The organism is Salinirubellus litoreus, assembly GCF_037335815.1.
GTDB lineage: Archaea > Halobacteriota > Halobacteria > Halobacteriales > Haloarculaceae > Salinirubellus > Salinirubellus litoreus.
In genome coordinates, this window is record NZ_CP147841.1 from 1,881,543 (window position 1) to 1,903,221 (window position 21,679).

23 protein-coding genes and 1 pseudogene are annotated in these 21,679 nt (G+C 68.5%); 12 read left to right on the forward strand and 12 right to left on the reverse strand.

Annotation, left to right across the window (positions count from 1 at the left end):
* Nucleotides 1-3: 3 nt before the first annotated feature.
* The 3 genes from WDJ58_RS09200 to WDJ58_RS09210 all read right to left on the reverse strand — a co-directional run bounded on the left by WDJ58_RS09200 (nucleotide 4) and on the right by WDJ58_RS09210 (nucleotide 1,640).
* Nucleotides 4-336, reverse strand: a complete 333-nt coding sequence (locus WDJ58_RS09200) for a sensor histidine kinase (RefSeq protein ID WP_338917387.1) — start codon at nucleotides 334-336, stop codon at nucleotides 4-6.
* Nucleotides 333-1,049 (reverse strand): PAS domain S-box protein, encoded by a 717-nt coding sequence (locus WDJ58_RS09205; RefSeq protein ID WP_338917388.1) that lies wholly within the window; start codon nucleotides 1,047-1,049, stop codon nucleotides 333-335. Before WDJ58_RS09205 ends, WDJ58_RS09200 begins: the two co-directional genes overlap by 4 nt.
* 171 nt (nucleotides 1,050-1,220) lie before the next feature.
* Complete coding sequence (locus tag WDJ58_RS09210) at nucleotides 1,221-1,640, reverse strand: ester cyclase (protein WP_338917389.1); 420 nt, start codon at nucleotides 1,638-1,640, stop codon at nucleotides 1,221-1,223.
* A 168-nt stretch (nucleotides 1,641-1,808) separates the two neighbouring features.
* Here WDJ58_RS09210 and WDJ58_RS09215 point away from each other — a divergent pair, with 168 nt between their 5' ends.
* On the forward strand, nucleotides 1,809-2,609 hold the full coding sequence (locus tag WDJ58_RS09215) for a helix-turn-helix transcriptional regulator (protein WP_338917390.1): 801 nt from the start codon (nucleotides 1,809-1,811) through the stop codon (nucleotides 2,607-2,609).
* 278 nt (nucleotides 2,610-2,887) lie between these two features.
* On the opposite strand, the gene WDJ58_RS09220 is transcribed toward WDJ58_RS09215, so the two are convergent.
* Nucleotides 2,888-4,147, reverse strand: coding sequence for a Glu/Leu/Phe/Val family dehydrogenase (locus WDJ58_RS09220; protein ID WP_338917391.1), 1,260 nt, complete (start codon nucleotides 4,145-4,147; stop codon nucleotides 2,888-2,890).
* 113 nt (nucleotides 4,148-4,260) lie between these two features.
* On the reverse strand, nucleotides 4,261-5,112 hold the full coding sequence (locus WDJ58_RS09225; protein WP_338917392.1) for an HpcH/HpaI aldolase/citrate lyase family protein: 852 nt from the start codon (nucleotides 5,110-5,112) through the stop codon (nucleotides 4,261-4,263).
* 275 nt (nucleotides 5,113-5,387) lie between these two features.
* Between WDJ58_RS09225 and WDJ58_RS09230 the strand changes: the two genes are divergently transcribed.
* Together WDJ58_RS09230 and WDJ58_RS09235 are read left to right on the forward strand one after the other, a co-directional pair.
* Nucleotides 5,388-5,609 carry a hypothetical protein gene (locus tag WDJ58_RS09230; protein WP_338917393.1) on the forward strand — a complete coding sequence of 74 codons (222 nt, stop codon included), beginning with the start codon at nucleotides 5,388-5,390 and terminating at the stop codon, nucleotides 5,607-5,609.
* Between the two features lie 223 nt (nucleotides 5,610-5,832).
* Entirely contained in the window at nucleotides 5,833-6,309 is a 477-nt protein-coding gene (locus WDJ58_RS09235) for a MaoC family dehydratase (RefSeq protein ID WP_338917394.1), read from the forward strand.
* 4 nt (nucleotides 6,310-6,313) lie between these two features.
* Here WDJ58_RS09235 and WDJ58_RS09240 read toward each other — a convergent pair whose 3' ends face one another.
* On the reverse strand, nucleotides 6,314-7,045 hold the full coding sequence (locus tag WDJ58_RS09240; protein WP_380661581.1) for a class I SAM-dependent methyltransferase: 732 nt from the start codon (nucleotides 7,043-7,045) through the stop codon (nucleotides 6,314-6,316).
* Between the two features lie 5 nt (nucleotides 7,046-7,050).
* Nucleotides 7,051-7,191, reverse strand: coding sequence for a hypothetical protein (locus WDJ58_RS09245; RefSeq protein ID WP_338917396.1), 141 nt, complete (start codon nucleotides 7,189-7,191; stop codon nucleotides 7,051-7,053).
* Nucleotides 7,192-7,289: 98 nt separating this feature from the next.
* On the opposite strand from WDJ58_RS09245, the pseudogene WDJ58_RS09250 reads away from it, so the two are divergent.
* The 5 genes and pseudogenes from WDJ58_RS09250 to WDJ58_RS09270 form a co-directional block, all read left to right on the forward strand.
* Nucleotides 7,290-7,862, forward strand: a pseudogene (locus WDJ58_RS09250) (PH domain-containing protein); the annotation flags it as partial.
* Between the two features lie 26 nt (nucleotides 7,863-7,888).
* Nucleotides 7,889-8,473 carry a PH domain-containing protein gene (locus tag WDJ58_RS09255; RefSeq protein ID WP_338917399.1) on the forward strand — a complete coding sequence of 195 codons (585 nt, stop codon included), beginning with the start codon at nucleotides 7,889-7,891 and terminating at the stop codon, nucleotides 8,471-8,473.
* A gap of 60 nt (nucleotides 8,474-8,533) precedes the next feature.
* Nucleotides 8,534-8,956 carry a DoxX family protein gene (locus tag WDJ58_RS09260; protein WP_338917401.1) on the forward strand — a complete coding sequence of 141 codons (423 nt, stop codon included), beginning with the start codon at nucleotides 8,534-8,536 and terminating at the stop codon, nucleotides 8,954-8,956.
* Between the two features lie 509 nt (nucleotides 8,957-9,465).
* A complete protein-coding gene (locus WDJ58_RS09265) occupies nucleotides 9,466-10,110 on the forward strand; it encodes a helix-turn-helix domain-containing protein (protein ID WP_338917402.1) in 645 nt (214 codons plus the stop codon).
* A gap of 77 nt (nucleotides 10,111-10,187) precedes the next feature.
* Nucleotides 10,188-11,360 (forward strand): PAS domain S-box protein, encoded by a 1,173-nt coding sequence (locus WDJ58_RS09270; protein ID WP_338917403.1) that lies wholly within the window; start codon nucleotides 10,188-10,190, stop codon nucleotides 11,358-11,360.
* 132 nt (nucleotides 11,361-11,492) lie between these two features.
* On the opposite strand, the gene WDJ58_RS09275 is transcribed toward WDJ58_RS09270, so the two are convergent.
* From WDJ58_RS09275 to WDJ58_RS09290, 4 genes are all read right to left on the reverse strand, one after another.
* Nucleotides 11,493-13,199 (reverse strand): acyl-CoA carboxylase subunit beta, encoded by a 1,707-nt coding sequence (locus WDJ58_RS09275; RefSeq protein ID WP_338917405.1) that lies wholly within the window; start codon nucleotides 13,197-13,199, stop codon nucleotides 11,493-11,495.
* 71 nt (nucleotides 13,200-13,270) lie between these two features.
* Entirely contained in the window at nucleotides 13,271-13,954 is a 684-nt protein-coding gene (locus WDJ58_RS09280) for a sensor histidine kinase (RefSeq protein WP_338917406.1), read from the reverse strand.
* Between the two features lie 105 nt (nucleotides 13,955-14,059).
* The gene (locus WDJ58_RS09285; RefSeq protein WP_338917407.1) at nucleotides 14,060-14,962 is read right to left on the reverse strand and encodes a class 1 fructose-bisphosphatase; all 903 of its coding nucleotides are present in this window, start codon (nucleotides 14,960-14,962) and stop codon (nucleotides 14,060-14,062) included.
* Complete coding sequence (locus tag WDJ58_RS09290; RefSeq protein WP_338917408.1) at nucleotides 14,959-15,759, reverse strand: class I fructose-bisphosphate aldolase; 801 nt, start codon at nucleotides 15,757-15,759, stop codon at nucleotides 14,959-14,961. The genes WDJ58_RS09285 and WDJ58_RS09290 overlap by 4 nt, the downstream gene beginning before the upstream one ends.
* Nucleotides 15,760-16,111: 352 nt before the next feature.
* Here WDJ58_RS09290 and WDJ58_RS09295 point away from each other — a divergent pair, with 352 nt between their 5' ends.
* A complete protein-coding gene (locus WDJ58_RS09295) occupies nucleotides 16,112-17,026 on the forward strand; it encodes a hypothetical protein (protein ID WP_338917409.1) in 915 nt (304 codons plus the stop codon).
* Nucleotides 17,027-17,057: 31 nt separating this feature from the next.
* Here the strand turns inward: WDJ58_RS09295 and WDJ58_RS09300 are convergent, their stop codons facing one another.
* The gene (locus WDJ58_RS09300) at nucleotides 17,058-18,560 is read right to left on the reverse strand and encodes an ATPase domain-containing protein (protein WP_338917410.1); all 1,503 of its coding nucleotides are present in this window, start codon (nucleotides 18,558-18,560) and stop codon (nucleotides 17,058-17,060) included.
* A 236-nt stretch (nucleotides 18,561-18,796) separates the two neighbouring features.
* Here WDJ58_RS09300 and WDJ58_RS09305 point away from each other — a divergent pair, with 236 nt between their 5' ends.
* From WDJ58_RS09305 to WDJ58_RS09315, 3 genes are all read left to right on the forward strand, one after another.
* Nucleotides 18,797-19,657, forward strand: a complete 861-nt coding sequence (locus WDJ58_RS09305; RefSeq protein WP_338917411.1) for a 3-hydroxyacyl-CoA dehydrogenase family protein — start codon at nucleotides 18,797-18,799, stop codon at nucleotides 19,655-19,657.
* Nucleotides 19,658-19,960: 303 nt separating this feature from the next.
* A complete protein-coding gene (locus tag WDJ58_RS09310) occupies nucleotides 19,961-21,103 on the forward strand; it encodes an acyl-CoA dehydrogenase (protein WP_338917412.1) in 1,143 nt (380 codons plus the stop codon).
* Between the two features lie 144 nt (nucleotides 21,104-21,247).
* A complete protein-coding gene (locus WDJ58_RS09315) occupies nucleotides 21,248-21,649 on the forward strand; it encodes a VOC family protein (RefSeq protein WP_338917413.1) in 402 nt (133 codons plus the stop codon).
* Nucleotides 21,650-21,679: the final 30 nt, after the last annotated feature.

Below are 21,679 nucleotides of genomic sequence, written 5' to 3' on the forward strand. Positions count from 1 at the left end.
CGGCTACTCGCGGTCGTGCTCGACTCCGGTAACCTCGACCCGCGCGCCGCCCGAGTCACCCTCGGTGGCACGGACCCGCCAGCCGTGCGCCTCGGCGACCTCCTCGACGATGGCGAGGCCGAACCCCGTCCCGTCCCGGGAGGTGGAGTACCCCCGCTCGAACAGCCGGTCGCGGTCGTCGGTCGAGAACCCCCGGCCGTCGTCCTCGACGTAGAACCCCCCGTCGGTGTCCCCGACCACCACGGTCACGTCCTCGCCACCGTGCTCCACGCTGTCGTCGGCCTCCGGCCGACTGCCCGTCGAACCGTGTTCGACGGAATTCCGGAGCAGGTTCACGACGAGCTGCCGGAACCGCCGTCGGTCGGCCCGGACCGCCCGCTCCGTCTCGACGACGAGGGTGGCGTCGTTCGTCTCACACCCTGCCAGCACTCCTCGGCGAGCGCCGCGAGGTCGACCGACTCGACGTCCTCGATCATCCGGCCATCCCGGGCGAGCGCCAGGAGGTCGTCGATCAGCGCCTCCATCCGGTCCAGCGAGTGGTCGACCGCGTCGAGGTGATCGCTGTCACACTCCTCCCGGGCCAGCTCCAGCCGACCCGCGGCCACGCTCAGCGGGTTCCGGAGGTCCTGGGAGACGATGCCCGCGAACTCCTCGAGGCGCTCGTTCTGCCGTTCGAGCTTCCGCTCGCGCTTCCGCCGCTCTGAGATATCGGAGACGGTCGCGACGACGTAGCGTTCCCCGTCCCGTTCGACCGGGCCGAGACTGATCTCCACGGGGATCCTGGTGTCGTCCTCGCGAAGCGCGTAGAGGTCGAGTTCGTTCCCCATCGGGCGCGGCTCCGGGTCCTCGATGTACTCCCGGCGGAACCCGACGTGGTGCTGGCGGTCCTCCTTCAGGAGGAGCTCCTCGACGACCTCCCCTTCGAGCTCCTCCGGGGCGTAGCCCAGGATCTCCGGGACGTGCCTGTTCGCCCGCCGTATCACCCCCTCGGCGTCGACGACGAGGACGGCGTCGGGGGACGCCTCGAGAACTCCCCGAAGGTCGTCCATCACCTCGGCCTATCGGAGTCCGGACTGATAAGGATGCGCCCCTCCCACCGGAGCCACGTCCACTTTCGGTCACGGCCCGACGACGGTGTCGACGCCGCCGCGGACCCGACCTCCCGACCGTGACTCCTCCTTCGGCGACGGACACCCCGTGGCGCGTTCCGGGGCCCGGGTTCACTCCTCGACGAGCCCGAGCTGTTCCAGCGTCTCCCGGTTGTCGTAGTAGACGCGGTGTGCCTCGATCCTCCCGTCGGCGACCTCGATCGTGGCCATCTCCCGGATCTCGACCTCCCGACCGGTCGGCGGGATGCCCTCGAACTCCCCCTCGTGTGTCATGGTCAGCGTCGCCTCGTACATCACGGTCCCCTCCTCGGAGATCATCTCGGTGGGGGCGACGTGGAGGTCGGGGAACCCCGACAGGATCCCGCGCATGTACCCTTCCAGTCCCTCCCGTCCCCGCGTCTCGCTCCCGTCCGGGTCCACGTGCACGAACGACTCCGAGACGAGTTCCGGTATCCGCCCGAACTCCCGCTCGTTCCACATCTCCACGTAGTCCTCCACGATCCGTTCGGCGTCGGTCGTTGCCCGTGCCATTCTGGGACACCGGGTCATCCTCGCGGTCGCAGGTGTTTGACCTTACCCTCTGGGAGGTCTCCCGGGGTGTGGACGGTACCGATCGCCCGGTCCCGCCCCGTGTCCGACCGATGCGGCGATCGATCGCCGGCTCGGGTCTTTTTATCGTGGCGTATGTTACGTTGGCGCATGGAAGACGCGCTCGAGGAGATCCGGTTCCTGGCGAACTCGGGGAACCGGCTCCGGGTGCTGGAGGCGCTCGCGGGCGAGCCGGCCTCCCGACGCGAACTCCAGGAGGAGACGGGCGTCCCCCGCTCGACGGCCGCACGGGTGCTCGACGACGCCGAGGATCGGGGGTGGGTCGATTCGGAGGGGAGCCGCTACCGGCTCACCACGGTGGGCGAAGCGAGGGTTTCCGCGTTCCGTACCTTCCTGGCCACGACACGGGGGATGCAACACCTCGGGGAGGCGATCGGCTGGCTCCCGGAGCCAGCACGCTCGCTCGACTTCCGGCACCTCCGGGACGCGAAGATTACGACCCCCTCCCAGGAGAACCCGACCGCGCAGTTCGATCGGGGGATGGAACTCCTCCGGGACGCCGAGACGTACCGTGGGCTCACGCAGAACTCACTCCCCCAGTACATGGCGGAGCTCGGCGGTCGGATCGTCGACGGCGAACTGGACTTCCAGGGCGTCATCGAACGGGGGTTCGTCGAGGTCATCCGCGAGGAGCCGGGGCGGGCGGAGGTCTGGCGCGACATCGCGGACCGGATGTGGCTGTACGACGGCCACGTTCCGCTCAACATGCACGTCGTCGACGGGACAGCGCTGGTCTGGCTCTGCGACGAGGACTCGACGGGCGAGGACGTGATGGTAAAGGGACTGCTCGAGAGCGACCACCCGGATGTGGTCTCCTGGGCCGAGTCGCTGTACGAGGAGTACCGAGCCGAATCCGAACCGATGGATCCCGCGATGTTACCCGCGGAGTGATCGGCGTCGCTTCTCCACCGTCGACACGAACGAATTCCGGTCCCGGTGCTGTGGCGGTGCTGTACCACCGGCGCACCCACCCGCGCCGAGTGACTACGGGAGGCCGAGCGAGCGAAGTCCTCGTGAGCGCCAGCGAACGAGGATGTTGGCGGACGAGTGAAGCGAGTCCGCCTGAGCGATCGAGGCCGACCACTGGAACGAGGCGCGCCTTTTCCCCACGTTTTTGCCCGACCGAGGCTCGCCGAAGGCGAGCCGAGGGAGGTGCAAAAAGTGGTCGTTTAGGGCCAGGTCCCGCTCTCGCGGTACGCGCGGCCGAGCCGTTCGAGGGCGACGACGTAGGCGGCCCTCCGGAAGTTCGGGAGGTCGTGGTTCTCGAAGGCGGCGGTGAGTCCGTCGAAGGCGTCGACGATGTGGCGTTCGAGCTCGTCGTTCACGCGCGATTCGGGCCAGTAGAACCGCTGTCGGTTCTGAACCCACTCGAAGTACGAGACGGTGACGCCGCCGGCGTTCGCGAGAATGTCGGGGAAGACGTAGACTTCGCTCTCGGTGAGCACATCGTCGGCCTCGGGGGTGAGCGGGCCGTTCGCGGCCTCGACGACGACGTCGGCCTTCACGTCCCGGGCGAGGTCGCCGTCGATGGCGTTCTCCAGCGCCGCGGGGATCAGGAGGTCGACATCCATCGTCAGCAGGTCCTCGTTGGAGAACTCCTCGCTCGCGTCGGGATAGCCGGTCACGGTCCCCGTCTCGTCCTTGTGGCTCCGGACGGCGGCGGCGTCGAGCCCGCCGGGGTCGTGGACGGCTCCCGAGGAGTCGGAGACGGCGACGACGTTCGCGCCGAGTTCCGACTCGATGAGTTTGGCGGCGACCGAGCCCGCGTTGCCGTAGCCCTGGACGGCGACGGTGGCGCTCTCGATATCCCTGTCGAGGTAGTCGAACGCCTCGCGGGCGGTGAGCATGACGCTCCGGCCCGTGGCCTCGACGCGGCCCTCGCTCCCGCCGGACTCGATGGCCTTCCCGGTGACGACGCCCGGTGCCGTGGTGTTCTCCAGGGTCTCGTAGGTGTCCTTGATCCAGTTCATCTCCCGCTGGCCGGTGTTGACGTCCGGCGCGGGGATGTCCCGGTCCTCGCCGACGATGGGCCGGAGCTCCTTGGCGAACGAGCGGGTGAGCCGTTCGAGTTCGCCGGTCGAGAGGTCTCTGGGCTCGACGACGATGCCACCCTTCCCGCCGCCGTAGGGGATGTCGACGACCCCGCACTTGTAGACCATCCACCCCGAGAGGGCCTTCACCTCGTCGCGGCTGACGCCGGGGTGATAGCGAACCCCGCCCTTGTAGGGACCGCGGTCACCGTTGAACTGCGAGCGGAACGCCTTGAAGATAGAGAGCGAGCCGTCGTCCATCTCGACGGTGAGGTTCGTTTCGAGGACGCGCTCGGGGTGCTTGAACCGCTCGAGGACGTCCTCGGGGACGTCGACGTGGACGGCGGCGTCGTCGATCTGCTCCTGCAGGGACTCGAACGGGTTCGCCTCCTCGGCCATGGACGAACGACGGGAAGTGGCCCGATAAGACTGACGGAGTAATACCACACCGTACAATTAATAGACCTTATATATCGGGTGTAGCGGCGCTCTCCGGGCCGATTCGGCGAGCCTCAGTCCCAGGCGTCGGCGGCCCGTGCCCGCTCTCTGACCTGTTCGGCCTGGCCGATCAGCGGCGCGTCGACCATCTCCCCCTCGACGCGGAAGACCCCCCGCCCCTCCTGGTCTGCCTCCTCGGCCGCGTCGAGTACCCGGCGTGCCCACTCGATCCGCTCCCCGGTCGGCGTGAACGCCTCGTTGACGACCGGGACCTGCGAGGGGTGGATGCAGATCTTCCCGTCGAAGCCGAGTTCGAGGACGAACGCGGTCTCCTCGGCCAGACCCTCCGTGTCGCCGATGTCGGTGTGGAGGGTGTCGATGGCGTCGATCCCGGCCGCCGCCGCCGCGAGGACGACGTGCTCGCGGGCGTAGAGCACTTCTGTCCCTTCGGCGGTGCGGGTCGCGCCGACGTCGGCCGAGAAGTCCTCCGCGCCGAACGCGAGCGCGTCGACCGGATCGGCCGCGGCGATCGACTCCGCGTGGAGGACCCCCGCCGCCGACTCGCAGATGGCGATCAGCGGCGCGTCGACCCCCCGCTCTCCGAGGATGCCGGCGAGCGTCTCGGCGTCCTCGGCCGACTCGGCCTTCGGGAGCATCACGCTGTCGACGCGGTTTCCCGAGAGCGCTTCCTTCACGTCGTCGTCGGCGACGGTCGGATCGGCGTTCACCCGGACGCACACCTCACAGTCGGGATCGAACTCGGGGTCCGAGAGCACGTCCGCGACGGCCGCTCGCGCCTCGCCCTTCCCCTCGGGTGGCACGGCGTCCTCGAGGTCGAAGATCACCACGTCGGCTCCCGACGCCGGCCCCTTGCGCATCATCTCCGGCCGGTCGCCCGGCGAGAACAGCAGGCTGCGTCGTGCCATGAGACGGCGGTCGGCGCGACCCGACTTCTCGCTTTCCCCCGGTAGTCTGTCGTCTGCCGTCGGTCCCCGGCGTTCCGCGCCACCTCGAACGCCCGTCCGATACGAGGCCCGATCCCGCGTTCGACGTCGTGGGGGGCTTAACGGGGGATTAACGGCGTGTTCACGGACCCTATCCGGTCCAAATGTACGATTACTTAACGGTATCGGTCGCTTCAGAACTGGATACCGGGCACCCGGCGATGGAGCGCTCCACGGCGGGGCCTGGGGGGTGGAAGATGCAGACGAAAGAGATGCTCCTCTCGGAGCACGTACGGAAGAGAGTACAGCTGGGGATCGTACCCCTCGTGGTCGGCCTCGTCACCTCGATGGGGGCGACCGGACTGATCGACCTGATGGGGGTCGCGGAGGCGCTCGCGCTGGTCGGTGTGCTGATCGCGGTGCAGATGTACCTGATCGTCGCCCGCGTTCGGCTCGACATCATGCCCGCGTCCGGGTAACCGGTACGGCGGCGTTGGGATCGCGCGGTACCCGTAACCCGGGTTCGCGTTTCGGACCGTATCAGTAGGGACGAGCGACGGGACTCGTTGTACCCCGATCGAATCGAGCACGAGACCGGAGGCGCTCCTCCGCCCCGACCGCGCGGGTGTCACCGGGGTCGACGAGCGGATCATCGCCGGGCCTCCCGGTAGCCTTTTGTCGACCACCACCGACCCGCGGGCCATGTCGGGGCTCTACTACGAGGAGTTCGAGGTCGGCGAGACCATCGAACACGAGAAGCGCCGCACGGTGAGCGAGAGCGACAACCAGGCGTTCTGCGACATGACGATGAACCAGCAGCCGCTCCACCTGGACGCCGCGTTCGCCGCCGACACCGAGTTCGGCGAGCGCCTCGTGAACGGCCTCTACACGATGAGCCTGGCCGTCGGGCTGACCATCCCCGACACGACGGACGGGACCATCGTGGCGAACCTCTCCTACGACGGCGTCGAGCACCCGAACCCGGTGTTCCACGGCGACACGATATACGCGCGGACGACCGTGACCGACAAGCGCGAGACCAGCGACGGCGAACGGGGCGTCGTCACGATGCACGTCGAGGCGTTCAAGGCTGAGCCCGACGGCGAGGATACCCTCGTCTGCGAGTTCGACCGGACGGCCCTCTCGCTGAAGCGCGAGCACGCGACGGAGGGCGAGTAGCGAGTCAGCCGCCCCCGTCCGCCACCCCGACGACCCACCGCCAGCGCTCCTCGACGGTCCCGTCGAGCGCGTCGAGGAGGTCGATCGCCCTCCGAACCCGTTCTTCCGGTGGTTCCTTCGGATAGAGACGCGCCGCCATCGCCGGGATCGCGTGGAACCGCCCGACGTCCCCGGCCGTGGCCGCGAACTGCCAGGTCCCGGTTTCCACGGTGAATTCGGCCCGGAGTGCCGCTTCCACTTCGCCCGCTCCCGCCGGCGAGCGCGACTCCCGGCCGAGGCGCTCGAAGACATCCACTCCTTCGCCGTCGACCCACCCGAGGGGGGCGACCGCACCGACGACGCCCCCGGACCGACAGACCCGCTTCGCCTCGCGGACCGCGACCGAGGGATCGGGGACGAGGAAGAGGGAAGCGGTGAACGCGACGCCGTCGAAGGCCCCGTCGGCGAACGGCAATCGGTCGAAGTCACCCTGCACCCGGTCGGCCGCGTCGTTCGCCCGGAGCATCCCCCGACTGACGTCGAGGGCGACCGTCCGGGACCCCCGTTCGGCCAGGACGGCCGTGCTGATCCCGGTGCCAGCGCCCGCGTCGAGGAGCGTCTCGAACGGTCCGGTGGATCGGGCGGTCATCTCCGCGGCCAGCAGCCGCGCGAGCGTGCCGAACCGACTGGTCCGGCGCTCGTACGCCTCGTAGGCGGGGACGCTCGCGTCGAAGTTCGACCGGACCGCCTCCTTCAGCCCCGTCACGCCCGTCCCCCGTGCCGGCGGGGGATCGCCGTCTCGACCGTCCGGTCCGCATCGCCGCGAACGCGTCGGCGTTCGGCGGTCGGACCGCGACCCCCGAGGTCAATCGCGATCCCCCCATCGACGTCGACTCCGGCCATATCGGGAGGGGCGACCCGCGTCCCCATATAGACGAGGTACGATCCCGGTGAACGCCGGTCGGCGGAACGGTTATCGGACGCCCGTCCGACCACCCATCATGTCCCAGGAGTCCTCCACGGCCCCGCCGGAGGGAGCCGACCCCGGTACCGAAGCGGATCCCGACGCGGCCGCGACCGCCGCCGAGTTCGACTGGCTCGCACTCGACGAGGACGAGTCGGTCGTCTGGGCCGACACGCCACACGAGATGTCGATCGCGCCCGCCGTCATCGTCGGCCTCCCCCTCTCGCTGGTGCTGGTCGGCATCCCCATCCTCGTCGGCTCCTACCTCTCCCACCGGAACACGAACTACGTCGTCACGACGGCGGCGCTCTACGTCAAGACGGGTATCCTCTCGCGGAGCGTCCAGCGGATCGAGTTCGACAAGGTGCAGGACACCTCCTACCGGCAGTCGTTCCTCGGCTCGCGGTTCGGCTACGGAACCGTGGACGTGAGCACCGCCGGCGGGACGGGCGTCGAGATGAGCTTCTCGAACGTCGCCGATCCCCGGGAGCTCCAGTCGCGCATCAACGAACGCATCCGCTCGGGTCGAACGGGCGAGGGGGAACGCGACAAGGCGGCAGTCCTCGACGACATCCTCGCCGAACTGCGGGCCATCCGCGAGGCGGTCGAGGCGAGTCCCGAGGACGGTCCCGGGCGATGAGCCGGCCGGACGATACGCCCACGGTGAGCGCCGATTTCAACCTCGACTCCGGGGAGTCGGCGGTCTGGACGGGGAGCCCGAGGCTGTCGGCGGCCGCCGGCGGGCTCCTGGCGGGGGGCGGACTCGCGCTCGCCGGCGTGGCGGTGCTCGTCGGTGCCTGGCTGCCGGACGTCCCCTCGCGGTCGCCACTGGTGGGCCTCGCACTCGTCGTCGTCGGCCTCCTCGTGGCGGCCTACCGGGTCGTCGAGGTCCGCCGGACGCGGTACCTCGTGACGACCGACGCCCTGCACGTCCGCTCGGGCGTGTTCGGACGGCGGGTCGCCCGGATCGGGCTCGAACGCGTCCAGAACAGCGCCTACCGCCAGCCGCTCGCGGGTTCGGTGTTCGGCTACGGGACCGTCTCGGTGGAGGCGGCCGGCGGCGGGGATCTGGCGTTCCGACGGATCGAGAACCCCCGGGAGGTCCGGGCGCTCGTCGATCGCCGGGTCGAGATCGCCGCCGACCCCATCCCGGGGACGGTCGAGCAGTGGGAAGCGGTGTTGGAGGAGGTCCGGGCGCTCGGGGCGGTGCTCGCGCGCTGACCCTGGCCCGGCGCGGCCCGCGACCGACCCCGTTTTCCGGTCGAGCGCCGAAACGACCGTATGTCAGGCGCGTCCCTCTCCCGTCGTGTCGAGTCCGTGGTCGGCCGGGCTCCCCCGACGGCCACTCTCGCCCGCCTCTCGCTCGGCCTGATGGTGCTCGTCGCGGGCGCGCACAAGCTGTTCGATCCCGCGGCGTGGACGGTCTACGTCGTCGACTGGCTCGTCCCGTGGATCCTCGTCTCGCCCACCCTGTTCATGCTGATCAACGGCTACCTCGAGGTGGGGTTCGGCCTCGCGCTCCTGGCCGATCGGTACACCGCGTTCGCCTCGCTCGTCGCCGCCGTCTCGCTCACCGCCACCGTCGGATATCTCGCCGTCGTGTTCCTCACACAGGGCGCGTTCGGCGACGTGCTCGCGAGGGACGTCGGCCTCGCGGGCCTCGGGTGGGTCGTGTTCGTCGAGTCGGTGCGAGAACGGGCGTAAGTTACCCACGACTGAAGTCGTGGGCGTTCCTCCGCGAGGGGTTTCGGCCCACACTTCGTCCACCGTCGAGGGCGGGTTGTACGACGGCGGGCCGGGCACACGGAGGGGTTTCCTGCGTGGTGTTCCGACCCGTGGTCTGCGTCCGAAGCCGTCTCACACCGCTTTAATTATCGGTGGACTCCCCTCATTTCATCGCCGTGTAAGACGACGAGAGCGACGAGGCGTCATCCGTCCCCGATTTCAGGGCGTACCTACGGACGCCCCTCCACGGACGACACGTTTGGCCGACCGGGAGTGTAACTCACGGTACAGAACGCAGGAACATAACTCGAACGGTGGCGAAACCGGCCAATCGTCGCTCGTGGAACGTGTCGGGAGCGTCGGCTTCCTTCCACGGCTAAAGCCGTGGGCTTCCTCCTTGTATTCGTGTGAGGTGGGCTGGCCAGACTCGGGCCGCCCCGGCGTGGGGCCACCCGACAGTTTATTTCACTCAGTCACTATGTCCGCTCATGTCGACGGTCGCCTACGTTGAGTTCGACGCCGACGCCTTCCTCCTCGGAGCGGTCTTCGAGCGGTTCACCGGGGCGACGGTCGAACTGGAGCGGATCGTGCCAACTGACGAGATGGTGATCCCCTACTTCTGGGTGCGGGGGATCTCCCCCGAGAACGTCGAGTCCCTCGTCGAGGCCCTGGCCGAGGAGGCGACGCTCGAACCGATCGACAGCGTGGACGGCGAGCACCTCATGCGGGCGAGTTGGGACCCCTCGACGAAGGAGGGGATCCTGAACGGGCTGACCGAGACTGGTCTCACGCTCGTCTCCGCGGTTGGGTCCGCGGACGGATGGCGATTCGAACTCCGTGGCGACGAACACGAGGCCGTCGGTCGCTTCCGGTTCTACTGCCGCGAGCGGGGTATCCCCCTGCGGCTGGCGGAGCTCCGCTCGCTCGAACCCGTCCGGGCTGCCGGGTACGGCCTGACCGACAAGCAGCGAGAGGCGCTGGTCGTGGCACTCCGGCACGGGTACTACGACTCCCCACGCAGGGCGACGCTGGAGGAGGTCGCGGCCGAACTGGATATCTCTAGGCAGGCGCTCGCCTCCCGGCTCAGACGGGGGACCCGGCGTCTAATCGAGGGGACGCTCGACGCCGAGTGAAACGGCCCTTACGGATATATACCTATTTCATAGTCAACAATCAGGCTGTTACCGCGAGCCCGTTTACTACCGACGAGATGTGGGTGGAACGTTGGGAAGCGCGGATACGGGTCCTCCACGTGGACGACGATCCGTCGTTCGGGGCGCTGGTCTCGACGGCCCTGGAGCGCGAGAACGACGCCTTCGCGGTCACGACCGCGGCCTCCGCCGACGAGGGGCTCGCGAGGCTCGGGGCGGGGACGTTCGAGTGTGTCGTCAGCGACTACCAGATGCCGGGGACCGACGGGCTCGAGTTTCTTCGCGCCGTCCGCGAGCCGTATCCCGATCTCCCGTTCTTGCTCTTCACCGGACGGGGATCGGAGGAGATCGCGGGCGAGGCCATCAGTGCGGGCGTCACCGACTACCTCCAGAAGGGCGGTCCCGACCGGTACACGGTGCTGGCCAACCGGGTCGAGAACGCGGTCGACCGCTACAGGACCCACCGGGCTCTCGACCGGACGCGGCAGTGGTTCCGAATGCTCATCGAAAACTCGACTGACATCACGACGGTCGTCGACGAGGCTGGAGTGATCGCGTACCAGTGCCCGGCCATCGAACACCAACTCGGCTACGGCCCGGACGAACTGGTCGGCAGCGACGGCCTCGAGTACGTCCACCCGGCGGACCGGGAGCGGGTCACACGGGCCTTCGACGCGTTCGTCGACGCCCCGGAGGCGATCCTCGACGACCTCGTCTACCGGTTCCGACACGCCGACGGCTCCTGGCGATGGCTCGCCACGAGCATGTGGGACGCGCGCGACACCATCGTCGACGGGTTCGTCGTGAACTCCCGGGACGTCACCGACCGCCACCGCCAGCGCGAGCGGTTCCGGACGCTGGTCGAGGAGGCCAGGGATACGATACTCCTCGTCGACGCCGAGGGGGACATCGACTACGCGACCCCCGGCGTCGAGGACCTCCTCGGCCTCCGACCCGAGGAACTGGTCGGGCGGAACGGGTTCGAGGGGATCCACCCCGAGGACGTGGCGGCAGTGACGGCCGAGTTCGCCGCCGCCGTCACCGAACCCGCCGGCCGCGGGGACGCGACGTTCCGGTACCGACACGCCGACGGCTCGTGGGTCCGCCTCGACGGGCGGGTGCGGAACCGCCTCGACGATCCGGCCGTCGACGGCCTGATCGTCTACCTCCACGAGGTGCCGGAACCGAGGGTCACCGACGCGCGACCGATCGCGGAGCGGCCGAAGAACTGACCCGGCGTCCGAGTCCCCGGTAGCCCCCAACGGGACGAGCGCGGTCCGGGCTCATCGGGTCGGTCGTAACGATCTCCCGGCGACTCCCCGGGCGCAGTCGACGATCGCGGCAGAGGACTACGACCGATCCGATCAGAGCACCGTCCCGTGCTTCTTGTCTGGCAGGTCCTTCTCGACGGTCTCGTAGAACGCGAACCGTCCGACGAGCTCCTCCCGGAGTTCCGAGGGCGGGACGATCTCGTCGATAACCACGTCGCTGGCCATCCGGTGGACGTCGATCTCCTCGCGGAACTCCTCGCGGAGTTCGGCCTCCCGCTCCGCGCGCTCCTCCTCGTCGTCGATGTCGGCGAGCCGGTTGGCGTAGACGGCGTTGATCGCCGCCTCGGGACCCATGATGGCGATCTCGCCCGACGGGAGCGCGATGGTCGACTCGGGGTCGTACGCCGGGCCGGACATGGCGTAGATGCCCGCGCCGTACGCCTTCCGGACGACCACGCACTGCTTCGGGACGGTCGCCGAGGAAGTCGCGTAGATCATCTTCTTGCCCTGTTCCAGTATCCCCTCCTTCTCGACCTGCGAGCCGGCCATGAACCCCGGGGTGTCACAGAGATACAGGAGGGGGATACTGTAGGCGTCGCACTTCCAGATGAACTCGGCGGCCTTCCCGGCGGCGTCGGGGAAGATCGCGCCCGCGCGCTGGGCGGGCTGGTTGGCGACGATTCCCACGGGACGGCCGTCGATGCGGGCGAACGCGGTGAGTATCTCGCTCCCGAACTCCGGCTGGAGTTCGAACAGCGAGTCGTGGTCGACGATCCGCTCGATCACGTCGTTCATGTCGTATCCCCGGTTCGGTTCGCTCGGAACGACCGAGTCGAGCCCCTCGGGCGAGCGCGTCGGGGGACGGGGGTCGGCGCGGGGTGGCTTCTCGTCCGAGTTGTCGGGGAGGTAGGTGATCAGGTCCGCGACGAGCTCGCGGGCGTGCTCCTCGTCCTCGGCGATCAGGTCGGCCGAGGAGGAGTGCTTCGCGTGGACCTCCGCGCCGCCGAGCTCCTGCATGTCGATCTCCTCGCCGGTGACCATCCGGACCATCCGCGGGGAGGCGATCGCCATCGCGGACATCCCGCGGACCATGATCGTGAAGTCGGCGAACACCGGCGTGTAGGCCGCGCCGGCGATACACGGCCCGTAGAGCACGCATATCTGCGGGACGCGACCGGAGAGCATCGAGTGGTTGTAGTAGTACTTCCCGATACCCTCCCGGTTGGCGAAGAAGCCGCTCTGCTCGTCGATCCGTCCCCCCGAGGAGTCCATGAGATACAGGACCGGTCGGCCGGTCTTGAGCGCACGCTGCTGCATCCGGAGGAACTTCTCGACGCCGCGCTCGGCCATCGAGCCCGCTTTGACGGTGAAATCGTTCGCCATGAAGTGGAGGTCGCGGCCCTCGAACTCGGCAGCACCCGTGATGAGCCCGTCGGCGGGGAGTCGGTCCTCGCTGTCGAACGCCGCGAACTTCCCGTCCTCGAAGTGCAGTCCCTCCTCGCCGAACCAGAGGTTCATTCTATCGCGGACGAACAGCTTGTCCTGCTCCGGAAGGCGCTCCCTGTACTTCTCGGGGCCCCCCTCGAGTATGTCGGCGATCTCCTCGCGGAGTCGCCCCTCCCGTTCGGTGGGACCGAGGTCGTCGTCGAGGGGTACCTCGAGCTCCGCGGGCTCGACGGCGGCGGGCTCGTCCGCGTCCCCGAGGAACACCTCGACGTCGCGGTCGACGTGGGCGGCCAGCGCCTCCGCGATGGCCGAGGCCTCCTCGACGCTCGCGTCCGCGCCGATCCGTACCTTCATGCGCGAACCCATCCCCGGTCGGCCTATACCGTTTTCGGGGACGGTGGCCTCCCCCGGCGTTCGGACCCCGGCTACCGACCGACCACTTCGACGTCCGAGATCTCGAAGCGTGCCCCACCCTCGGGCCGTTCGATCGCCTCGATCGTCCACCCGTGGGCGACGGCGATGCGCTCGCAGATGGCCAGCCCGAACCCCTGCCCCTCCGAGTCGTCCGAGTAGCCAGTCTCGAACACCGCCGTCCGTTCGTCCTCCGGGATGCCCGGCCCGTCGTCCTCGACGAAGAACCCCGCGCGTTCCCCGTCGAGGGAGCCGACGGTGACGGTCACGTCGGCTCCGGCGTGGGCGAGGGCATTGTCGAACAGGTTCTCGAACAGCTGCTGGAGCCGGTGTCGGTCGGCCGAGACGATCAGGTCTACCTCGGCGGAGAGCGTGGCCTCCTCCCTCCCGACGAGGCTCCACGCGGCCTCCGCTACACTCTCGAGTTCAGTCGGTTCCGGTTCGTGGATCGTCTCGCCCTCCCTGGCCAGTAGCGCGAGGTGGTCGAGCAGTTCGTTCGCGCGGGCGAGCGCCCGTTCGGTCGAGTCGAGTCGGGAGAGATCGCCCGTCTCGCGGGCCAGTTCGACGTTCCCCTCCGCGACGGCGAGCGGGGTACGCAGGTCGTGCGAGATGGATCTGATGAGGTCTTGCAACCGGTCGTTTCGTTCGGAGAGCACCTGTTCGCGGTGACTCTCGGTGCCGTCGGGCGTCGCCTCCATCGGGGTCTCCTCGTCATCCCCTCGACGGCACCCTGGATAACAGGGTCGCTTTCATCTGCAAGCCGTGGGCGTATGCTTGCTCACGTGGTGCCGGCGTCGGCGTCCTCAATCGAGCGCGTCTTCGAGCCGGTCGATGAGGTCCGCGTTCCCCACGTGGACCGGGACCCGCTGGTGGACCTCCTCGGCCTCGACGTCGAGTATCGAGCGCTCGCCGTCCGAGGAGGCTCCACCCGCCGTCTCGATGACGTGCGCGACGGGGTTGCCCTCGAACTGCAGGCGGAGCGCCCCGTCCGGCCTGTCGACGAGCGCGGGGTAGGCGAACACGCCGCCGTAGGTGAGTACCTGGTTCACGTCGGCGATCATCGCACCGCCGTACCGGAGCTTCAGTCTATCGTCCTCGAGGCTCTCGACGAACGATTCGAGGTCCTCGGGCCAGTCCGGGACCCGCCCCCCGATCCCGTAGACCGTCGGGTCCTCCGGGATGGTGATGTCCTCCGCGACCGGCCGTCGCTCGACGGGCTCGCCACCACCGTGCCCGTCGGTCAGGTGGCTCTCGCTGGTAGCCTCGTCCGCCGCTTCGAGGACGTACTCGGTCACCGGGCCGTCGGTCGCGACGACCATCGTCGTGATCGGTCCCAGGAGCACCCAGCCGCCGGCGACGATCCTGCGTCCGGGCGCGGGGAGGGGGGTGTCGTAGGCCGCGAAGACGACGCCCATCGGGTTGTTCGACTGGAGGTTCGAGGACCCATCGAGGGGATCGACCGCGACGTGGTAGTCGCCCTCGCCGTCGCCCTCGATCACGTCGGGCCGCTCCTCGCTGGCGTACGAGCCGACCGAGTCGATCGCCAGCAGCCGCTCCTCGAACAGCGAATCGGCCCAGACGTCGGCCTCGAGCTGGTCGTCGCCGGAGGGGTTCTCCCCCTCGGTGTACGTCCGACGACCGGCGAGCCCGCCGCGCACCTCGACGGCCGTCTCGGCGATGGTATCGACGACCCGTTCGACGCTCATCTGGCCTCGGCGGCGTCGAGCGCCTCCTCGACCGAGGCCTCCTCGAAGATGACCTGCTCGAGCGCGTCGAGGATGCGGTGGGGGTTCTCGCGCTGCCAGACGTTCCGGCCCACCGCGAGACCCTTCCCGCCGGCGTCGATGGTCGCCTTCACGTCGGTCAGGAACGCCTCGTCGGAGGTCTTCGACCCGCCGGACATCACGACCTTCGTCGGCCCGGCCATCCGGACCGCCTGGGACATCGCCTCGCCCGAACCGGGGTACTTCACCTTCGCCACGTCCGCGCCGAGTTCGAGCGCCAGCCGCGCCGCGTACGCGATGGTCCCCGGCTTGGTGTCGTTCTTCAGGCCCTGACCTCGCGGGTACGACCACATCACGACCGGGAGTTCGTACTCGCGGGCCTGCTCCTGTGCGCGGGCGAACTCCTCGGCCATCTCGATCTCGTTGTTCGACCCGCCGTAGAGGGTGAACCCGACGGAGGAGGCACCGATGTCGTACGCCTGCGCGACCGAGCAGTTCACCGCCGAGTCCGGCTCGCCCATCCAGAGGTTCGACGTCCCGTTGAGCTTCATCAGCAGGTCGAGGTCGTCCTCGTAGGAGGGGTAGTACGCCTCCGCGATTCCCTTCTGGACCGCCACGGAGGTGACCGCGGGGTGGGTTGCCGCCTCGAACGTCCGCTCGGGGTCCGCGCTCTCGGGGACGCCCTCGAAGTCGACCGGGCCGTGTTCGAGCCCGTGGTCGTACGCGAGGATGAGCACCTTGCCGTCCCGGCAGAGCGCCGAGTCGTCGATGGGGATCATGCGGTCGGACCTGGGCGGACGATGCCCAAGAATCTATTGGGAGACCGGTAGTCATACCCCCCGAGACGACGGTTCTATGTATTTTTACTCGGAATAGAAGCAATATGCAGGAGTGGCCGACATGGGGCGTCCCGGAGTGCCTATCCTCGTCCCGAGCGCTACCGGATCGGGCTCCCGTCCACCCAGTTCAGGCGTACGGATCCACCGGGTGGTCGGTGGCAGCTGTGCGGGTATCGGATCGGCCGACGACGGGAACCGCCCGGGTGCGGGCCGCGACTCACTCTCTTACCGACCACAAAGCTAGATAGGGCGATCCGGTGCAGGGTGTACACGAGTAAGGCAACGCCTCGACATGGACCACTCAATCACGGGTCTGCGCACCGAGCGCTCGGATCTCACGGACGTTCTGACCGAACTGGCAGCCGACCTCGCCGCCCGCGAGCGCCGTCTCGGGGACGGACTCCCCACGGGGACCGTCCTCGGGATCGCGGACTGCATCGAGGAGGTCAGGTCGGGGTGGGAGTCGGGGATGCGGAGCATGCGGTCCTATCCGACGATCGCCGCGTTCGAGCACCTCCTCGGGATCCAGGTACGAGAGGACGTACGGACCCTGCTGGTCGCCCTCGACGCGAAGGTCATCGCGCTCGACGACATCATCGACACCGAGGATCCGACCAGGGCGGAGAAGGTACGTTCGTCGGTCGTGGTCGCGTTCTCGACGCCGCTGGAACTCGGAGCGGTCCCCCCCGAGCACCGCGAGGAGATACTCGAGATCCAGTACGAGTACTGGGTCGTGCTCTCCCAGCTCCCGCTCCTCGAACGGGAGATGATGGACCGGATGCGCGGGACCGACGCCCGGGACGACCTCCTGGACGCCGCGGGCTCGATCTACGCCTACCGGAGCCGGGACATCGACGCCTTCGTCGAGATCGTCGCGACCACCCACGAGGTCGATGGGGCGCTGGCCGACCCGCTCCTGTCCGATCTGCGGGCGTTCCGTGCCAGGTACCTCCTCTACGAGGACTTCCGTCACATCGAGCGCGACCTCGCGGAGGGGCACCAGAACCCGATCATCGCCCTGATGTACGCCTTCGGCGACCCGGACGAGGTGACGTCGACCGTCGAGGCGCTCTACGACCGGTTCGACTACACGGCGGCCGGCCGGGACCGGTACGGCGACCTCCTCGGCGAACTCGAGCGGCGGCCGGACGACCTCGGCCGGCTGGTCAGAGAGCGCATGTGCGTGCTGTCGGGCGGCTCCTCCTGAGGGCGTTCGGTCCGTAGCCCGGGATTCGACTTCAGTCGGCGCGGACGCGGACGAACGGCGGCTCGTCCAGGTTCTCGATCAGGTGGCTCGATCCGATCCGCCCCCGCGGTGACTTCTCCACCGAGACGTAGTTCAGGTCCCCGCCCTCCCGCCAGACGTTGAACACCTGTGCGGCGTCGTAGACGAAGAACTCGGCGAGCCGCTTGTCCATCACCTCGGGGTTGTGGGTGACGACCAGCACGTCGTTCTCGTTGAACACCTTCGACTGGACCCAGCGGGCCTGGAACCGGATCGTCTCCGGCGAGAGGTCCTGGAGTATCGTCTCCGTGTAGACGATCGAGACCACGTCGCGCTCGCCCCGCTGACCGTCGATCCGCTTGTACAGCCGCCTGAACAGCGGGTCCCGGAACGCGCCCACGTTGAGCAGCAGTTCGCGGAGGCCGCCGCGGTGGATGGGGAAGATGTTCTCGTGGTCGAAGCCCCACGAGTCGAACCAGTCCAGCACGAACAGCCGGTCGTCGTCGAGCAGTTCCCGAACCGGCGGGGCACGACCGGCGAGCCAGCCGTCGAGCCGCTCGGGGGTGAGGTGCGCGGGGGTGAACAGGACCACGCCCCCGCCGTTCTCGAACGACTCGCACATGATGCTCGTGACGAGCGGGTCGACGCTGATCCGGCCGTCGTGCTGGACGACCACGGGCTGTGTGGGGAGGAGCCCGCCGCCACAGAGCCGGTCGATACCGTCGACGCCCGTGCTCAACGGTTCCCGTTCGTAGACCGGGGATGCCCGGGGCTGCTGGGGGTAGACGTCGATCCCCGCCGGCGTGAGGGCGTACTCGTGCTTGCGCTGGTCGTGGTCCACCCCGCGCATCTTCCGTATCCGGAGGTACCGGTGGAGCGTGCTGGAGACGTCCTCCTGGAAGAGCCGGATGACGCCGTGGCCGGTGAACTGGAGGAGGTCGGACTCGGCGGACTGGTGGGTCGCCCGCTCGCTCTCCTCGACGGTGAACAGCGTGGTCGCCTGCATCTCCTCGGAGAAGAACCGGACCAGGTCCAGAACCGATCTACGGAACCCCTGCTGGCTCTCGGCGAACGGTGCCAGCCCGGAGACGCTGTCGAGGACGACGCGGTCGTGGCCGGCGAAGTGTTCCAGGTACTGCTCGACGTACCTGGGTTCGAACGGGACGGGGATCCCGCAGAACGGGTCCTCCTCGTCCGGCCCCAGGGTCGAGATGGCCAGCCCCTCCCCCTCGCCCTCGAGCAGGTCCTTCGGCGTCTGGTGGATGGTCGTCAACGTGAGGTTCTCGTGGTCAAGATCGAACTGAAACGACCGATACGTCTCGCGTAGATCGATCGGCGTCTGCTCGGTGCTGACGAACAGGCACCGCTCCCCCCGCGAGAGCCCCTCCTGGAGGAACTGGAGCCCGAAGGTGGTCTTTCCCGTGCTGGGGCCGCCCATCACGAGGACGACCCGTCGCTCGGGGATCCCTCCACCGAGCAGTCGGTCGAGCTCCGGAGAACCGGTTGTGGCCGTCATTTGTCGCTGTCTCTTCCGATGAATCAGTCACCGCGTATTTAAACGAAAGTCCGGTTTCACGAGATGCGTCCCGGCAGTGTGCCCTCGCGCCTCCGTCCACCGACGAGGGGACGGCGACCTGTCTGTCGGGCGTCGAACGGGGCCGTCCGGGCCCCGGGTCGTCGTCGGGGGAGGAGGCGGGATGCCCCGGAGCGGCCGTCGGTAGGCTTAGGCCGCCCCACGAACGAGTCGGAGCCATGCGCGAACTCTCGGAGGTGGAGACGGTCGGGGTCGTCGGCGCGGGGACGATGGGCAACGGCATCGCACAGGTCGCCGCGGTGAACGGGTACGACGTGGTGATGCGCGACGTCGAGGAGTCGTTCGTCGACCGCGGGATGGAGGCCATCGAGGACTCGCTCTCGCGGTTCGTCCGCAAGGACGAACTGTCCCAACAAGAGGCCGACGCCGCCGTCGACCGAGTGTACGGCACGACCGACCTCGACGCCCTCTCGACGGCGGACCTCGTCGTCGAGGCGGTCATCGAGGAGATGGACGTGAAACGGGACGTCTTCGCCGACCTCGACCGGGTCTGTGAGGAGGGGGTGGTGCTCGCGACGAACACCTCGACGCTCTCGATCACGACCATCGCGGCCGCCACCGACCGGCCGGAACTGGTCGTCGGCCTGCACTTCATGAACCCCGTCCCGGTGATGAAGGGCGTCGAACTGGTCGTGGGCGAGAAGACCGACGAAGCGGTGGTCGACACGGCCCACGAGTTCGCCGAGTCACTCGGCAAGGAGACCTGGGAGGCCGACGACAAGCCGGGGTTCGTCACCAACCGCATCCTGATGCCCTGGATCAACGAGGGCGTCCGGGCCTACGACGAGGGGGTCGCCGCCAAGTCGGACATCGACCGCGGGATGACACTCGGCACCAACGTCCCGATGGGACCGCTCGAACTCGCCGACCACATCGGTCTCGACGTGGTACTCGACGCCTCGGAGACGCTCCACGAGGAACTCGGCGACCGATACAAGCCCGCGTATCTCGTCAAGCGCAAGGTCGACGCCGGCGACCTGGGGAAGAAGTCCGGCAAGGGGTTCTACGAGTACGACTAGGCGCAAGCTGTCGGGTGGGACTGAAAGGGGCCGCCTTCTCGACTCCCGCGGCCCACTCTGCGCTCCTCGCCTCACTGCGTTCGGCTGCGGTGCTTGAGGAGCCGGGGTTCGTCGAGAAGGCGGGGGCTTTCGAGGTGTTTCCGCTACCAGCGACGGCGATCACGGAGAACAGCTCGAAAGCCCCCGGCGGTTCGAGGAAGGCGGGCGACGTAAGGACCGCAGGCCCCTTTCAGTCCCACCCGACACCTGCGGCAGACACGCCGTGCTCGGAACAGTCAAGTGTAAACAACCGAACGCCCAGGCATGGACTTCAGCCCGACTGCCGAGCAGAGACAGATCAGGGAGATGGTCGCGGAGTTCGTCGACGAGGAGGTCGTCCCTCGCGCGGGCGAAATCGACCACGAGGACGAGTTCCCCGGCGACCTGGTCGAGGACCTCGCCGAGCTGGGGCTGATGGGGATGCCGTTCCCCGAGGAGTACGGCGGGGCCGGCCTGGACTACCACGCCTACCCGATGGCGCTGGAGGAGATCTCCCGCGGGTCGGGCGGGCTGGGGACCATCGTCGCCGCGCACATCTCGCTCGCGGGCAACATGATCTACGAGTTCGGGACCGAGGCACAGAAACGGGAGTACCTCGAACCGCTGGCGCTCGGCGAGGATATCGGCGCGTTCGCACTCTCGGAGGCGGGTGCGGGCTCCGACGTTCCGGCGATGGACACGACCGCTGAGGAGAACGGTGACGGCTACGTCATCGACGGCGGGAAGCTCTGGATCTCGAACGGGTCGGTCGCCGACACCGTGACGGTGTTCGCCAAGACCGACCCCGAGGCGGGGCGGAAGGGCATCTCCGCCTTCGTCGTCCGTCCGGAGGAGGACGACGGGTTCATCGTGGAGGGGACGGAGGAGAAGCTCGGTGACAAGGGCTGTCCCACCGCGGAGCTCCGGTTCGACGACCTGTACGTCCCGGAGGACCGCCTGCTCGGCGAGGAGGGCGAGGGGTTCGTCCAGGCGCTGAAGACGCTCAACGGCGGGCGGATCACCATCGCCGCCCGGTCGGTCGGGATCGCCCAGGCCGCCCTCGACGCCGCGCTCCGGTACAGCCAGGACCGCGAGCAGTTCGACCAGCCCATCTCGGGGTTCCAGAGCATCCAGCACAAGCTCGCGGACATGGACACGAAGACCCGCGCGGCGCGGCTGCTGATGCACGACGCTGCCGACCGGAAGATCCGCGGCGAGCGGTTCATCAAGGAGGCCGCCCAGGCGAAGCTGTTCGCCAGCGAGGTCTCGCGCGAGGTGGCCAACGAGGGCATCCAGATACACGGCGGCTACGGCTACACCAGGGACTTCCCCGCAGAGCGGTTCTACCGCGACGCCAAGCTCAACGAGATCTACGAGGGGACCAGCGAGGTCCTCCGCAACACCATCGCGAACGACCTGCTGGACTGAACCGGGCCCCCGCGTCCCGCTCCGTCCGACCTCTCCGCCGGCCCGAGCCGTCCGTCCTCAGGTGAATCGATCGCCCGCAGAATCACTTTCACCTCGCTCGGTTGGCTCGTGGCTTTCCCCTCTCTCAGCCTCCCCCCGAACGCGATGTTGACCGACATCACGCACGTGACGCTGCTGGTAGCGGACCAGGACGAGGCGCTCGAGTTCTACACCGGGACGCTAGGGCTCGTGGTCCGCGACGACGTGGAGATCGACGAGGAAGGCATGGAGGGGCGCTGGCTCACCGTCTCGCCGTCCGACAGCGAGTTCCCGCAGATCGCCCTCGTCGAGCCGGACACGGCAGAGAAGAGCGATCGGGTCGGCTCGCAGGTCGCCGACTACGTGAACTTCGTGTTCGCGACCGACGACTTCGACGCCGACTACGACCGACTGCGCGAGGCCGGCGTCGAGTTCCACGGCGAGCCCACCGAGAACCCCTGGGGACGCGAGGTGGTGTTCGAGGATCCGTACGGGAACCGCCACGACATGCTGGAGCCCGCCGCGTAGGCCGCTCGTCCCACCGGTGGAGCCCGAACG